This window comes from Micromonospora sp. NPDC051300, assembly GCF_044455315.1.
GTDB classification, from domain to species: Bacteria; Actinomycetota; Actinomycetes; order Mycobacteriales; family Micromonosporaceae; genus Micromonospora; species Micromonospora robiginosa.
The window spans coordinates 166833-180917 of record NZ_JBITEP010000010.1; the positions used below are offsets into that span (position 1 = coordinate 166833).

At 74.5% G+C, this 14085-nt stretch carries 16 protein-coding genes; 4 read left to right on the forward strand and 12 right to left on the reverse strand.

What is annotated here, in order from left to right:
• Positions 1-8: 8 nt before the first annotated feature.
• The 6 genes from ACIA5A_RS14230 to pepN all read right to left on the reverse strand — a co-directional run bounded on the left by ACIA5A_RS14230 (position 9) and on the right by pepN (position 6032).
• Positions 9-785 (reverse strand): SDR family NAD(P)-dependent oxidoreductase, encoded by a 777-nt coding sequence (locus ACIA5A_RS14230; protein WP_396761107.1) that lies wholly within the window; start codon positions 783-785, stop codon positions 9-11.
• Entirely contained in the window at positions 782-1633 is an 852-nt protein-coding gene (locus ACIA5A_RS14235) for a DegV family protein (protein WP_396761110.1), read from the reverse strand. Before ACIA5A_RS14235 ends, ACIA5A_RS14230 begins: the two co-directional genes overlap by 4 nt.
• A 48-nt stretch (positions 1634-1681) precedes the next feature.
• The gene (locus ACIA5A_RS14240) at positions 1682-2311 is read right to left on the reverse strand and encodes a histidine phosphatase family protein (protein ID WP_396761113.1); all 630 of its coding nucleotides are present in this window, start codon (positions 2309-2311) and stop codon (positions 1682-1684) included.
• Positions 2308-2679, reverse strand: coding sequence for a ribosome silencing factor (rsfS, locus tag ACIA5A_RS14245; RefSeq protein ID WP_181572514.1), 372 nt, complete (start codon positions 2677-2679; stop codon positions 2308-2310). The genes ACIA5A_RS14240 and rsfS overlap by 4 nt, the downstream gene beginning before the upstream one ends.
• Before the next feature lie 147 nt (positions 2680-2826).
• Positions 2827-3423 carry a nicotinate-nucleotide adenylyltransferase gene (nadD, locus tag ACIA5A_RS14250; RefSeq protein WP_396761116.1) on the reverse strand — a complete coding sequence of 199 codons (597 nt, stop codon included), beginning with the start codon at positions 3421-3423 and terminating at the stop codon, positions 2827-2829.
• A gap of 92 nt (positions 3424-3515) precedes the next feature.
• Positions 3516-6032, reverse strand: coding sequence for an aminopeptidase N (gene pepN / locus ACIA5A_RS14255; protein WP_396761119.1), 2517 nt, complete (start codon positions 6030-6032; stop codon positions 3516-3518).
• A 66-nt stretch (positions 6033-6098) separates the two neighbouring features.
• Here pepN and ACIA5A_RS14260 point away from each other — a divergent pair, with 66 nt between their 5' ends.
• On the forward strand, positions 6099-6317 hold the full coding sequence (locus ACIA5A_RS14260; protein WP_396761122.1) for a DUF397 domain-containing protein: 219 nt from the start codon (positions 6099-6101) through the stop codon (positions 6315-6317).
• Positions 6318-6327: 10 nt separating this feature from the next.
• On the opposite strand, the gene ACIA5A_RS14265 is transcribed toward ACIA5A_RS14260, so the two are convergent.
• Complete coding sequence (locus ACIA5A_RS14265) at positions 6328-6717, reverse strand: hypothetical protein (RefSeq protein ID WP_396761125.1); 390 nt, start codon at positions 6715-6717, stop codon at positions 6328-6330.
• Between the two features lie 249 nt (positions 6718-6966).
• Here ACIA5A_RS14265 and ACIA5A_RS14270 point away from each other — a divergent pair, with 249 nt between their 5' ends.
• Both ACIA5A_RS14270 and ACIA5A_RS14275 read left to right on the forward strand, forming a co-directional pair.
• A complete protein-coding gene (locus ACIA5A_RS14270) occupies positions 6967-8211 on the forward strand; it encodes a cytochrome P450 (protein WP_396761128.1) in 1245 nt (414 codons plus the stop codon).
• Between the two features lie 121 nt (positions 8212-8332).
• Positions 8333-9409, forward strand: a complete 1077-nt coding sequence (locus ACIA5A_RS14275) for a glycosyltransferase (RefSeq protein WP_396761131.1) — start codon at positions 8333-8335, stop codon at positions 9407-9409.
• A 46-nt stretch (positions 9410-9455) separates the two neighbouring features.
• Here the strand turns inward: ACIA5A_RS14275 and ACIA5A_RS14280 are convergent, their stop codons facing one another.
• Genes ACIA5A_RS14280 through ACIA5A_RS14290 form a run of 3 tightly spaced genes read right to left on the reverse strand, consistent with a single transcriptional unit; the run spans position 9456 to position 11324 of the window.
• Positions 9456-10061: a DUF3618 domain-containing protein gene (locus tag ACIA5A_RS14280; RefSeq protein WP_396761134.1), complete on the reverse strand. Its 606-nt coding sequence runs from the start codon at positions 10059-10061 to the stop codon at positions 9456-9458.
• Positions 10058-10510 (reverse strand): phage holin family protein, encoded by a 453-nt coding sequence (locus ACIA5A_RS14285; RefSeq protein WP_396761137.1) that lies wholly within the window; start codon positions 10508-10510, stop codon positions 10058-10060. The genes ACIA5A_RS14280 and ACIA5A_RS14285 overlap by 4 nt, the downstream gene beginning before the upstream one ends.
• Positions 10511-10541: 31 nt before the next feature.
• Positions 10542-11324, reverse strand: a complete 783-nt coding sequence (locus ACIA5A_RS14290; protein WP_396761140.1) for a hypothetical protein — start codon at positions 11322-11324, stop codon at positions 10542-10544.
• A gap of 197 nt (positions 11325-11521) precedes the next feature.
• On the opposite strand from ACIA5A_RS14290, the gene ACIA5A_RS14295 reads away from it, so the two are divergent.
• Positions 11522-11992: a DUF4383 domain-containing protein gene (locus ACIA5A_RS14295; protein ID WP_396761143.1), complete on the forward strand. Its 471-nt coding sequence runs from the start codon at positions 11522-11524 to the stop codon at positions 11990-11992.
• 74 nt (positions 11993-12066) lie between these two features.
• Here ACIA5A_RS14295 and ACIA5A_RS14300 read toward each other — a convergent pair whose 3' ends face one another.
• Together ACIA5A_RS14300 and obgE are read right to left on the reverse strand one after the other, a co-directional pair.
• The gene (locus ACIA5A_RS14300; RefSeq protein ID WP_396761146.1) at positions 12067-12516 is read right to left on the reverse strand and encodes a GNAT family N-acetyltransferase; all 450 of its coding nucleotides are present in this window, start codon (positions 12514-12516) and stop codon (positions 12067-12069) included.
• Positions 12517-12586: 70 nt separating this feature from the next.
• Positions 12587-14056, reverse strand: coding sequence for a GTPase ObgE (gene obgE, locus ACIA5A_RS14305; protein WP_396761148.1), 1470 nt, complete (start codon positions 14054-14056; stop codon positions 12587-12589).
• Positions 14057-14085: the final 29 nt, after the last annotated feature.

The window sequence follows — 14085 nt, forward strand, 5'->3', positions numbered from 1 at the left end:
AACTGGGGTCAGCGGGCCTCCGGGTCCAGGCCGAGCGCGGCCCGGCCTCCGTCGACCGGCAGCGTCACCCCGTTGACGAACGAGGCCGCCGGCGACAGCAGGAACGCCACCACGTCGGCCACCTCCCCGGCGCGCCCCATCCGGCCCACCGGATGCAGCCGGGCCAGCTCCGACTCGACGTGCGCCACCCCGGCCGGGTCCAGCCCGGCGAGGAAGGCGGCGTGCCGCTCGGTGTGGATCGAGCCGAGCGCGACCGCGTTGGTGCGGATCCCGCGCGGGCCGTAGTCGACCGCAAGCGCCCGGGTCAGCCCCTCCACCGCGGCCTTCGCTGTCGAGTACGGCAACGCGCCCGGCACGGCCCGACGAGCCTGGTGGGAGGAGACGTTGACGATCGCGCCACCGTCGCCGGCGGCCAGGAACCGGCGTACGGCGGTGCCGGCGCCGACCACGGCGAGGCGCAGGTTGACCGCGATCAGGTCGAACACCTCGCCCGCGGACTCGTGGTGCAGCGCGGCGTCGCGGAAGACGGCGGCGTTGTTCACCCAGCCGGCCAGCGGGCCGTGCGCCTCGGCGCGGTCGGCGGCGCGGCCGGCGACCGTCTCGTCGGCGGCGTCCCCGGTGACGGCGTGCAGCCGGCCGGCCGCCGGGTGCCCGGCCAGCCAGTCCGTCGCGTCGGTGTCCCGCTCGACGACGACCACGGTCCCGCCGTCGGCGGTCAGCCGCTCGACGATCGCCCGCCCGACCCCACGCCCGCCGCCGGTGACGACGTACGACCGCGCGCTCATCGGCGGCGGTGGACGACCACGCAGGCCAGTCCGGGGCCGGCGTGCGCGGCGACCACCGCCCCGGCCTCGGTGACGTACGTGTCGTGCAGCCGGTCGCCCAGCCGCTCGGTGAGCGCGGCCAGCAGCGCCTCGGCGCGTTGCGGGGCGGCGAGATGGTGCACCCCGAGGTCGACGTCGGCGTCGCCGGCCGCCTCGACGGCCAGGTCGACCAGGCGCGCCACGCCCCGGCTGGCGGTGCGGACCTTGTCCCGCACCACGATCGCGCCGTCCGGCATGTGCATGATCGGCTTGACCGAGAGGGCGGTGCCGAGCAGCGCCTCGGCCGCGTTGATCCGGCCGCCCCGGCGCAGGAACTCCAGCGTGTCGACGTAGAAGTAGATGGTGGTCCGGTCGACCGCGTCCAGCGCCGCCGCGCGTACCCCGGTCAGGTCGGCTCCCCCGGCGGCGGCCGCGGCGGCGGCGAGCGCCGGGAAGCCGAGGCCCATGCCTGTGGAACGGCTGTCCACGACGGTGACCCGGTCGTCGCCGATCTCGCCGGCGGCCAGCCGGGCCGCCTCGACGGTGCCGGACAGTTCGGCGGAGAGGTGCACCGAGACCACGCCGTCGGCGCCCTCGGCGAGCAGCGCGCGGTAGACCTGCGCGAACTGCTCCGGCGCGGGGCGGGACGTGCTCACCGAGACGCGGCGGGCGCTCAGCGCGAGGGTGGCGTCCGCCGGGGAGGTCTCGATGCCCTCCAGCCCTTCGGCGCCGTTGAGCACCACGGTCAGCGGGACGACGGTGAGCCCGTGCGTGCGGGCCAGATCGGGGGGCAGGTAGGCGGTGGAGTCGGTGACGACCGCTACGGGCATGACCGGCACGCTAGCCGATGTCGCCGCCGCGCGCCGGGGCCGAAGGGCTCAGACCGCGTCGGTGAGCGCCGGCTGGGTGATCAGCCCGACATTGTGCGCGCGCAGGTGCCAGCCCCGGACGTCGTCGTGGCGCAGCTCGGTCCAGTGGCAGTTGGCCAGCGAGCCCACGCTGCGCAGCACGGCGTGATCCCAGCCGAGCAGGTGACCGACGCCCTGCCGGGCGCCGCCGCCGTGGGTGGTCACCACCACGGTGCCGCCGGCGGCCAGGTCGGCCGCGTCGCGGAACGCCGCGCCGAGCCGGTTGCCGAGGTCGTCGAGGTTCTCGATGCCGGCGCCGGGGTCGGGGTCGCCGGCGCGCCAGCGGCCGTACTCGTCGGGGAACCGCTCGGCGACCTCGGTCAGGGCCAGGCCCTGCCACCTGCCGAAGTGCCGCTCGCGCAGCCGGGCGTCGGAACGGACCGGCAGCCCGGTCAGCGCGGCCAGCGCGGCGGCGGTGTCGGCGGCCCGGCGCAGGTCGCTGGCGACGACGGCGTCGGGGCGCAGCGCGGCCAGCACCGGCGCGGCGGCGCGGGCCTGCTCCCGTCCGAGGTCGTTGAGCGGCACGTCGGTCTGGCCCTGGACGCGGCTCTCGGCGTTCCAGTCGGTGTTGCCGTGCCGCCAGATGATCAGGCGGGTCATTCGGCGGTGGCGGTGCCGGCGGCCGAGTCGGCCAGGTCGCGATCCACGAACGGGATCTGCGGGCAGTCCTTCCAGAGCCGGTCGAGCGCGTAGAACTCGCGCTCCTCGGTGTGCTGGACGTGCACCACGATGTCGACGTAGTCGAGCAGCACCCAACGACCGCCCCGCTCGCCCTCGCGGCGGACCGGCTTGGCCTTCTCCGGCAGCTCCAGCAGGCGCTCCTCGATGGCGTCGACGATGGCGAGCACCTGACGCTCGTTCGGCGCCGAGGCCACCAGGAACGCGTCGGTGATGGCGAGCTGGTCACCGACGTCGATGACGACGATGTCCTGCGCCTTCTTGTCGGCCGCGGCCTGGGCGGCGGCCATCGCCAGCTCGTACGCGCGCTCGGGAATGGTGGTCACCGTTCTCCTTCGATCATCCGTGCGACGCCTCCAAGCCTCTCACACCCGGCGGTGCGGCGACTTGCCAGTTCTGGTCGGTTTCCGGGACGAACGGGGACGCAACGGGCGGAATCACCGCTGGTAGAGCCGCCGTTTGGCGATGTACTGCACCACACCGTCCGGCACCAGATACCAGACCGGCTCCCCGCGGCCCACCCGGGCGCGGCAGTCGGTCGAGGAGATGGCCATCGCCGGCACCTGCACCAGGCTGACCGAGTCGGCCGGGAGGTGCTGGTCGGACAGCTCGAAGCCGGGCCGGGTCACGCCGATGAAGTGGGCCAGTTCGAGGACCTCGTCCAGGTCCTTCCAGGAGAGGATGCGCTCCAGCGCGTCCGCGCCGGTGATGAAGAACAACTGCGTCTTCGGCCCGTACTCGGCGTGCAGGTCGCGCAGCGTGTCGACGGTGTAGGTGGGCCCGCCGCGGTCGATGTCGACGCGGCTCACCTGGAAGCGCGGGTTGGAGGCGGTGGCGATCACCGTCATGAGGTAGCGGTCCTCGGCCGGGCTGACCGGTTCGTCCGCCTTCTGCCACGGTTGACCGGTCGGCACGAAGACCACCTCGTCCAGGCCGAACCGGTCGGCCACCTCGCTCGCCGCCACCAGGTGACCGTGGTGGATCGGGTCGAACGTGCCGCCCATGATGCCGATCCGCCGGATGTCTTCCTCCACCCCGCGATCCTAGGCCGCGCGACGGTGACCCTCGGGCGGGGTCGCCGGGGCGCGCGCCGGACGGGTGCCTGACCCGCCCGGCGCGTCGCCGGTCAGGCGCCCGCGGCGGCCACCGCCGTCCGGGCCACCAGCGCCCGGCGCAGGTCGTCGTCCAGGTCGGTGACCCACCGGCGCAGGCCGGGCGTGAGGTCGTCGCGGGCCAGCAGCGCCGCGGCCAGCTCCCGGGTGGGCTGCGCCACCGCGTAGCGCGGAAAGGCCCCGATGGTGACCGAGTCGGCCACCCACGCGGTACGCAGTCGCGCCGCCTCCGGCATGTCGGCGAAGAAGCGCTCGACGTAGCCGGCGGTCAGCTCGGCCTGCTCGGGCTGCCAGAAGTTTTCCGCGGTCGCCTCCACCAGCCGGTTCGACAGCTCGGTGTTGCGGGTGATGATCTCCCAGGCGGCCTGCTTCGCGGCGGGGTCGGGCAGCGCGGCCCGGCAGCCCGCGGCCCGCTCGGCGCCGGTAGCGCTGCGGTCGTCGGCCGCCTCGGCGTCGATCTCCGCCGCGCCGGCCGCGCCGAGCACCACGAGCCGGCGCAGCACCGCCCACCGCAGGTCGGTGTCGACGGCCAGCCCCGCCGGCACCTCCTTGCCGGCCAGCCAGCCGGCCAGCAGCCCGCTGTCGGTGGTGGCGGCGATCAGCCCCCGGGCCGCGGCGAGTTGCAGCGAGCCACCTGCCGGCGCGGCGGCGAGCAGCGCCGCGCACGCGGTCGACACCCGCAGCAACGCGGCCTCTCGGGCCAACGGGTCGAGGTAGCGGTCGACCAGCCGGCGGCTCAGCAGCAGCACGTCCTCGACGATTGTCACCTCGGTCTCGGCGGGCAGCGCGGCGGCGATCAGACCGACGAGCGCGGTCGCGGGCCGTTCCCCGTCGGTGACCGCGTCCAGCGCCTCGCCCCACAGCAGCGCCCGGGCCAGCGGGTCGGCCAGGCCGGGCAACAGCGTCGGCACCGCCTCCGCCGAGGCCGGGTCCAGCCGGATCTTGGCGAACGTCAGGTCGCCGGCGTTGGGCAGCAGCAGGCCGGTGGCCGGCTGCCCGACCAGCTCGGGCAGCGGCGTGCGGCCACCGTCGGCGTCCGGGTCGAGGTCGACCTCGACCAGCCGGGCCGGGGCGTCGGCGGTGTGGTGGGCCACCGCGATGCGGTGCGGGCGCAGCACCGGATGGTCCGGCGGCGCGGTCTGCACCACCGCCACCTCGGTCCACCGGCCGTCGGCGTCCACCGCGGTCTCGACCCGCACCGTGTTCACCTGCGCGCGGCGCAGCCAGCGCTCGGCCCAGCGGTCGAGGTCGCGACCGCTGGCGGACTCCAGGCCGGACAGCAGGTCGGCGAGCGTGGCGTTGCCGAAGCGGTGCGCGGCGAAGTGCGCGTTCAGGCCGGCCAGGAACGCGTCGTCGCCGAGCCAGGCGACGAGCTGGCGCAGCACGCTGGCGCCCTTGGCGTAGGAGATGCCGTCGAAGTTGAGCAGGGCCTGGGCGGCGTCGGCCACCTCCACCGGCGCGACCGGGTGGGTGGAGGGGCGCTGGTCGGCGGTGTAGCCCCAGGCCTTGCGGCGGCTCGCGAACGTGGTCCACGCCCGGTCGAACCGGGTCGCCTCGGCGGTGACCCGGGTGCCGAGGTACTCCGCGAAGGACTCGTTCAGCCAGAGGTCGTCCCACCAGCGCATGGTGACCAGGTCACCGAACCACATGTGCGCCATCTCGTGGGCGATGGTGGTGGCGCGCAGCTCGCGCTGGGTGTCCGTGACGGCGGAGCGGAAGACGAGGTCGTCCCGCAACGTGACCAGGCCCGGGTTCTCCATCGCGCCGGCGTTGAACTCGGGCACGAACGCCTGGTCGTACTTGTCGAACGGGTAGCGCTCGGCGAAGAGCTGGTGGAACCGGTCGAGGCACTGGCGGGTGACGGTGAGGATCTCGTCGGCGTCGGCGTCGAGGTGCGCGGCGAGCGACCGCCGGCAGTAGAGGCCGAGCGGGATGCCGTCGTGCTCGGACCGCAGCACGTGCCAGGGCCCGGCGACGAGCGAGACGAAGTAGGTGGCCAGCGGCGCGGTGGGGGCGAACTCCCAGCGGCCGGGCTCCGGCCGGTCGGCGAGCCGGCCGTTGGCCGCCACCGTCCACTCCGGCGGCGCGGTGACCGTCAGCGTCACCGGGGCCTTCAGGTCGGGCTGGTCGAACGCGGCGAAGATGCGCGGACCGTCGTCCAGGAAGGACATCGCGTAGAGGTAGGTCTCGCCGTCGGCAGGGTCGACGAACCGGTGCAACCCCTCGCCGGTGTTCGAGTAGGCCATCTCGGCCTCGACGGTGAGCGTGTTGGTCGCGGCCAGCCCGGTCAGCGGCAGTCGCCCGTCGACGAGCGTCGCCGGGTCGAGGTCACGGTCGTCGAGGCGGGCCCGCAGGAGTCGGCGGGGCTTGACGTCGACGAAGGTCTCGGCGCCGGGGGTGGCCCGGAACCGGATGGTGGCGGTGGAGCGGAACCGCTCGGCGTCGCCGGTCAGGTCGAGGTCCACCTGGTAGGACTCGACCGTGATCGACGCGCGGCGCGCGGTCGCCTCTGCACGGGTCAGGCTCGGCATCCGCTTATCCTGCCCGATGAGGTCCGGACGGGCCTTCCCGTGACACGTGGCGATGGAGGAACAACGATGGGTCAGCACCCCAAGGGCGATTTCGACCTTTCTCAGGCGGTTTGGCAGCGAGCGGAGGGCGACACGTCCGAGGGGGCGGTCGAGGTGGCCTTCGTCGACGACCTGATCGGCATGCGCAACTCGGCCGAGCCGGACGGCCCCGTCCTGGTCTTCACCCAGGCCGAGTGGGACGCCTTCGTCGCGGGCGCGCAGGACGGCGAGTTCGACCTGGACTGACCCCGTCGGGTCAGTCACCGTCACCCCAGCCGAGCCCGCCCGGGCCGGGCGCGTGGTGGAAGCCGGGATGGCCGGCCACGTCCGCGCAACGCTCGCCGTCGGGCCCGAGCGCGCCGCAGAACAGCCGCTCGGCGCGGTGCCAGGCGTCCGCCGGGGACAGCGCCGACGCGCCGAGCGCCAACTCCGGGCGGAGCAGGTCGAGCGCTTCCGCGTACGCGACGGCCAGCTCGCGTGCGGCGGCGGGGTCGGCGGCCGCGAAGCCCAGGTGCACGGTGAAGAACCGCGGTGGGCGGGCCCCGGGCCGCCGGGGCCCGCCGATCAACGGCGCCTCCCGGCCGCCACCCCGCAGCCCGGCCACCGCGTCGCGGTGCCACCGCCGTGCCGCCCGGTTGTCACGCATCCGTGCCCTCCCCCGTCTCCGGTGACCCCCGGCGGACCTCGGCCCGGCGGGGGCGGACCGACGGTAGCCGATCCGTGAGTCGAGCCAACCAGCTTTTCCGTCCCCGGGGAGGGGCCAGCCCTCCTCCGGCTGCCCGGCCTCCGCTCCGACCGGGTTTGAGCTGCGGAGATGGGGGATTCGGTCGGGTCGCCCCGGGTAGGTGGTGGCATCGCCGTGCAGGGCGGTCGACAGGCGTCAGGAGCAACCGAGATGAGCACCGTGCCGAGCGACCGGAGCCCGGACAGCACGCTGGCGTTCCTCCGTGAGGGCTACCGCTTCGTGGGCGCGCGCTGCGACCGGCTCGGCAGCGACGTCGTGCAGACACGGCTGCTCCTGGAGCCGACGATCTGCCTGCGCGGCCGGGACGCCGCCGAGCTGTTCTACGACGAGGAGCGGTTCGTCCGACGCGGGGCGATGCCGATGCGCGGGCAGCGCACGCTGACCGGGGTCGGCGGCGTGCAGGGCCTCGACGGGGCGGCGCACCGCGCCCGCAAGGCGATGTTCATGTCGCTCATGACGCCGGACTCTATCCGCGAGCTGGGACAGCTCTTCGCCGACGAGTGGCGGACCCGGATCCCGGCCTGGGCGGAGAACGGCCCGGTGGTGCTCTACGACGAGGTGGGCCGGATGCTGACCCGGGCGGTCTGGGCCTGGGCCGGGGCGCCGCTCGCCGAGGCCGACGTGCGCCGCCGCACCGCCGAGATGCACGCGATGATCGAGGGGCCGGCCGTGCTGGGCCCGAAGCACTGGCGCGGCCTGGTCGGCCGCCGCCGCGCCGAACGGTGGGCCGGCGAGCTTGTCGAACGGGTACGCGCCGGCGCGCTGCCCGCACCCGAGGGCAGCGCGCTGCGGGTGATCGCCGAGCACCGGGACGAGCGGGGCGCGCCGCTGCCGCGCCGGATCGCCGCGGTGGAGCTGCTCAACGTGCTCCGCCCCACGGTCGCGGTCGACAGGTACGTGGTCTTCCTCGCGCTGGCGCTGCACGACCACCCGCAGTGGCGGGACCCGGTACGCGCCGACGACGCCACGGCCGAGCAGTTCGTGCAGGAGGTCCGCCGCTACTACCCGTTCTTCCCGCTCGCCGCGGCCCGGGTCCGCCGCTCGTTCGAGTGGCGGGGACACGCGTTCCCGCAGGGCCGCCGCGTGCTGCTCGACCTGTACGGGACGAACCACCACCCGGAGATCTGGCCGGAGCCGGAGCGGTTCCGTCCGGAACGCTTCGCCGGCTGGCGGGACGACCCGTTCGGCCTGGTCCCGCAGGGCGGCGGCGACCACACCGGCCACCGCTGCGCCGGCGAGTGGATCACCATCGAGCTGATGAAGCGGGCGGCGGCCGCGCTGACCGGCGCGATGAGCTACCGGGTCCCGCCGCAGGACCTCGCGCTGGACCTGGGCCGGATGCCGGCGCTGCCGCCCAGCGGGCTGATCGTCGACGGGGTGCGGCCGGCCGGGTGACCGGGGCCGACCTCGCCGGCCGCGATCCGGTCCGTCGGCACCGGGACCGACCGGATCCGCACGAGCCGGTTTCAGGGGTCGTATTCCGGCTACTCGCGGAGCCCATCCCACGGGAGGCGACGTGACCCGCACCGCTCCGGCCCGCCCGCGCCCCGCCCGGACCGCCGCCGGGCCCACGCCGGTCCGGCTGCCGATGGCGTACGTCCTGCCGGTGCGCGCCACCGACGACCACGGCCTCGACGAGCTGACCGGATACCTGCGCGAGCTGTCCCGCTGGGTCGAGGTGGTGGTGGTCGACGGCTCGTCGCCGGAGCGCTTCGCCCGGCACGCGGTCGCCTGGCGCGGGCTGGTCCGGCACGTCCCGCCGGACCCGGCGCTGCGCGGGCGCAACGGCAAGGCGGTAGGCGTGCTCACCGGCGTCGCGCTGGCCCGGCACGAACACGTGGTGATCGCCGACGACGACGTCCGGTACGACCCGCCGGCGCTGCGGGCCGTGCACGAGCTGCTCGACCGGGTGGATCTGGTCCGGCCGCAGAACCACTTCGACCCGTTGCCCTGGCACGCCTGGTGGGACACCGGCCGGACGCTGCTCGCCCGGGTGTTCGGCGGTGACTGGCCGGGCACGCTGGCGGTGCGCCGGGGCACCTTCCTGGCCATGGGCGGCTACGACCCGGACGTGCTCTTCGAGAACCTGGAGCTGCACCGGACCGTGCGCGCGTACGGCGGCAGCACGGCCACCCCGGCCTGGCTGTACGTGCGGCGGCGCCCGCCGACCGCCGCGCGCTTCCTCGGCCAGCGGGTCCGGCAGGCGTACGACGAGACGGCCCGACCGGCGTGGCTGCTGGCCGCGCTGGCGGTGCTGCCGGCCTCGGCGGTCGCGCTCGCCGCCCGCCGTCCGGGGCTGCTGCTGCGGGCCGGGCTGGTCACGGTCGCGGTGGCGGAGCTGGGCCGGCGGCGGGCGGGTGGGGCACGGGTCTTCCCGGCGCACACCACGCTCGCCGCGCCGCTGTGGCTGCTGGAGCGCGGCGTGTGCGGCTGGCTCGCGCTGGGCCGGCGGCTGCGCGGCGGGGTGCCCTACGCGGGCAGCCGGCTGACGGTTGCCGCGCACTCCCCCCGCGCGTTGCGCAGGCGGATGGCCCGTCGCCCGGACGAGCTGGCCGGCTGGGTCGAGACATGCGAAGGCGGGGGCCCCTGTTAACGCCTTAGCGATAAGAAGGGCCCCCGCCTCACACGAGGAGCGGTGGTCAGGACCGGGCCTGGTGCGCGCTCTCCCGGACGTCCTGGGCGGCGCTGCGGCCGTCGTCCCTGACCGCGTGCGCGGCGTCCTGCGCGGTCGAGCGCACCGACTCGGCGGCGTGCTGGGCCGGCTCGCGCAGCTCGTCCCTCAGCTCGCCGGCGACCTCGCCCAGCTTCTCCTTGACCGCGCCGCCGTGCTCGGTCGCCTTCTCCTTGACCTGCGCGGCGAGTTCCTGCTCGCGACGGGTGGCCGGGATCAGCGAGGAGACCAGCATGCCGACGCCGAAGGCGATCACGCCGGCGGCGATCGGGTTGCCCTGGGACTTCTGCCGCACCACCTGCGGGGCCCGCTGGGCGGCCTCGCCCACGGTGGAGGCGGCGGAGTGCGCCTTGTCGCCCACCGAGTGGGCGGCGTGGCCGGTGCTGTGGCCGAGGTCGGAAGCGGTTCCCATCACCTTGTCCTTCACGTTCGTCAGCGCGCTGCGCACGCGCTGCTTGCGGTCGTCGACGATGCGGCCCGGGCTGACCTTGTACGCCAGGGCGTCCACGTCCGAGCTGAGGTTGTTGCGGGTGGCTTCGATCTCACGGCGGATCTGGTCGGGATCGGTGCTCATCGGGTGACTCCCTCCGGGTGCGGCTTGAGCGCGTCGGGGATGCGCTGCACGCTGTCGTTGGTCTGCTTCAGGCCGCGGATCTGCTCGGCGTTCTTCTTCGCCTTCGAGTAGAGGACCGCGGCGATCACGGCCCACACCACGGCCACGATGAGCGCGGCCAGGCCGGAGTCCATGACGTTGTCGAGGAACTGCCACACCGCGATCGAGACGAAGAGCGCCACCATGTAGCCGCCGAAGCCGGCGCCGCCGTACAGGCCGGCCGCCTTGCCGGCCTTCTTGCCCTCCTGGCGGATCTCGGCCTTGGCCAGCTCGACCTCCTGCCGCATCAGCGTGGAGAGGTCGCCGGTGACCTGGCTCATGAGCTGCCCGATGGAGCTCGCCCGCACCTCGTCGGCCTGGTGCGGGGCGCCCGGCGCCTGGTAGCCCGGGTCCTGCGTCGGCACGGTCATGCCGTCGCCTCCCTTCCGCCGGTCCGCCGGCTCACGGGCGCGGGGCGCCGGTGGACGGGACGCCCGGCAGCGGGTCGGTCTGGGTGGGCGGGGGCAGCGGCTGGCCGGTGCCGCCCGCCGGGTCGGCCCAGGTGTTCGGGGCGCCGCCGCCCGGGTAGGTCGCGCCCGGCGCGGAGTAGCCCGGGTCCGGCTCGGCGTAGCTGCCCGGGGTCGGGTCCAGGTAGCCGCCCGGCGGCGTCTGGGCCGGCACGACCGGCGCGGTCGGGATCACGGCGGTCCGGTCCGGGTCGTACGACTGCCCGGCGCCGCCGTCGTTGCCCACCGCGGCGATGTTCCGGGTGAGCCGGCCGGCGACCACACCCAGCAGGGCGGCGCCGACCAGGAACGTGCCGGGGTTGCGGCGGGCGTAGCCCTTCACCTCGTTGAGCAGGTCGCCCGGCTCACGCTGCTCCAGCCAGCCGGCCACCCCGTGCACCCGCTCGGCGGCCTGGTGGGCCAGCTCGGTGACCGGCCCGGAGCCGCCACCCTGCTGTGCCATCGACCGCATCTCGTCGGCCAGCGACCGCAGGCCGCTGGCGGCCCGCTGCTGCTGCTGGCCGGCCTGCGAGGTGACCTGGTTGCGCGCCTCGCCGTAGAGGTCGCGGGCCTGCCGCTTGGCCTCGCCCACCACCTCCCGGCCCTGCTCCTTGGCGGTCTGCGCCACCGCGCCGCCCGCGTTGACGGCGTCGCTGCCGACCTGGCGCGCCTGGTCGCGTACGCCGCCGCCGTTCGTCGACTCGTACGTGGCGGACGTGGGGGAAAGATCCTGAGTCATGGTGTCCCTTCCGCTCGTGATCCAGCGGTTTTCGATATCGGGGGGCACGCGATTACTTTCCGCGTGACAACTGCCCTACCCCCGGTCGCCGGGTCCATGCCTGATTCGTCATTTCTCTGCGGAACCGCCCCGGCACGGTCAGAGAATGGGGTGCCGCCCGACCCGGGCGGCGAGCAGCACCGACGGGGGTGACCGTGATGGCACGCGAACACGCACCGGCGCGAGCGGCCGTACAGAAGGTCGCCCTCGCGGCGGCGGCCCTCTTCGTGCTGATCGGCGTGCTCGGCTTCGTCCCCGGCGTCACCGCGCACTACGGCGAGATGACGTTCGCCGGGCACCACTCCGGGGCCAAGCTGCTCGGGCTGTTCCAGGTGTCGGTGCTGCACAACCTGGTGCACCTGCTGTTCGGCCTGGTCGGGCTGGTGGCGGCCCGCCGGTTGGCCGGCGCGCGGGCGTTCCTGGCCGGTGGCGGCGCGCTCTACCTGGTGCTCTGGCTCTACGGCTTCGCCATCGACAGCCGGGAGAGCGCGATCAACTTCGTGCCGGTGAACCACGCCGACAACTGGCTGCACCTGGCGCTCGGCTTCGGCATGCTCGCCACCGGCCTGCTGCTGAGCAACGACCGGGGCACCGGCAGCCGCCTGGACACCCCGATCGACCGCCCCTGACCAGGCACGACACGCCGAGCGGGGTGTGAGAAGGGGCCCCTTCTCGACCTCAGGCGTCAAGAAGGGGCCCCTCCTTACGCCGCCACCGGCAGGCGCTTGGCGAAGCAGACGCTGTACGGGTTGTCCACGTACTCGCCGTAGACCGGGACGGGCCGGTAACCGGCGGACCGGTAGAGCCCGATCGCCGCCGGCAGGTAGGTGCCGGTCTCCAGGCACACCGTGCGGTGCCCCTGCCGGAAGGCCAGTTCCTCCAGCGCGAGCAGCAACTGCCGCGCGATCCCCCGGCCCCGGAACGCCGGGCGGACGTACATCCGCTTCAGCTCACCGGTGTCGGTGTCGAGCGCCTGGAGGCCGCCGCAGCCGACCGCCCGGCCGCCGACCACGGCCGCCAGGTAGTGGATGTCGGCGTGCACCACGGTCACCTGACCGTCCAGGCCGCCGTCGGCGTCCCGCAGCTCACGCTGCTGGGCGACGACGAGCGTGGCGATCTCCGGATCGGTGGCGGGCCGGGATTCGATCAGCATCCGGCCACGCTAGGTCGGCCGGATTTCGCGGAGGTTTCCGGCCAACGTCCCCAACACGGACGGAGCCGAACTAATCGTCGTCCGGGTCGTCCAGGTCGTCCGCCGGGGACGCGGGCGCGCCCTCGATCTCGTCCTCCGGGCGACGCCGGCGGGCCTTGCGGGCCTCCAGCCGGTCGGCGGCCCGGGGACGCGTCGACTTGTCCTCCAGCCGCAGGTCCGTGCCCCGGTTGCCGGGGACGAAGTCGACGCCGGCGTAGAGCGTCGGCTGCCAGTCGAACTCCCGCTCGCCGATCCGCACCAGGTCACCGGCCTGCGCGCCGGCCTTCGCCAGCTTCTCCTCGACACCGAGGCGGGCCAGCCGGTCGGCCAGGTAGCCCACCGCCTCGTCGTTGTCGAAGTTGGTCTGCTTCACCCAGCGCTCCGGCCGGCTGCCACGGACCGTGTAGGAGCCGTCCTCCTCGGCCTCGATGGTGAAGCCGGCGTCGTCGACCGCCTTCGGGCGGATCACGATCCGGGTCGGCTCGGCCGGCGGGGCGGCCCGGCGGCCCTCGTCGACGAGCTGGGCCATCGCGAACGTCAGCTCGCGCAGCCCCTCCCGGGTGGCGCTGGAGACGTCGAACACGCGGAAGCCGCGCGCCTCCAGGTCGGGGCGCACGATGTCGGCCAGGTCCTTGCCGTCCGGCACGTCGACCTTGTTCAGCGCGACCAGCCGGGGCCGGTCGGCCAGCCCGCCGTACTGGGTCAGCTCCGACTCGATGGCGTCGATGTCGGCGAGCGGGTCCCGACCCGGCTCCAGCGTCGCGGTGTCGACCACGTGCACCAGCACGGCGCAGCGCTCGACGTGGCGGAGGAACTCCAGGCCCAGACCCTTGCCGGTGGCCGCGCCCGGGATCAGGCCGGGCACGTCGGCGACGGTGAACGTGTGGTTGTCCACCCGGACCACGCCCAGGTTCGGCACCAGCGTGGTGAACGGGTAGTCGGCGATCTTCGGCTTGGCGGCGGAGATCACCGAGATCAGCGACGACTTGCCGGCGGACGGGAAGCCGACCAGGCCGACGTCGGCGACGCTCTTCAGCTCCAGCACCACGTCGAGCTTGTCGCCCGGCTCACCCAGCTCGGCGAAGCCCGGCGCCTTGCGACGGGCGTTGGCCAGCGAGGCGTTGCCCCGGCCGCCCCGGCCGCCCCGGGCCGCCTCGAACGTGGTGCCCACGCCGACCAGGTCGGCCAGCACCTCACCGTCGAGGCTCTGCACCACGGTGCCGTTCGGGACCTTGATCACCAGATCGCGGCCGTTGCCGCCGTCCCGGTTCGAGCCGGCCCCGCCCTTGCCGTTCTCCGCCTTCAGGTGCGGCCGGAAGTGGAAGTCGAGCAGCGTGGTGACCTGCGGGTCGACCACCAGCGACACGCTGCCCCCGTGGCCGCCGTTGCCGCCGTCCGGGCCACCGAAGGGCTTGAACTTCTCCCGGTGGATGGAGACACAGCCGTGCCCCCCGTCGCCGGCCTGCATGTGCAGGACGACCCGGTCAACGAACGTCGTCACGACGCCAATCCTTCCAGCGGGGATCCGCC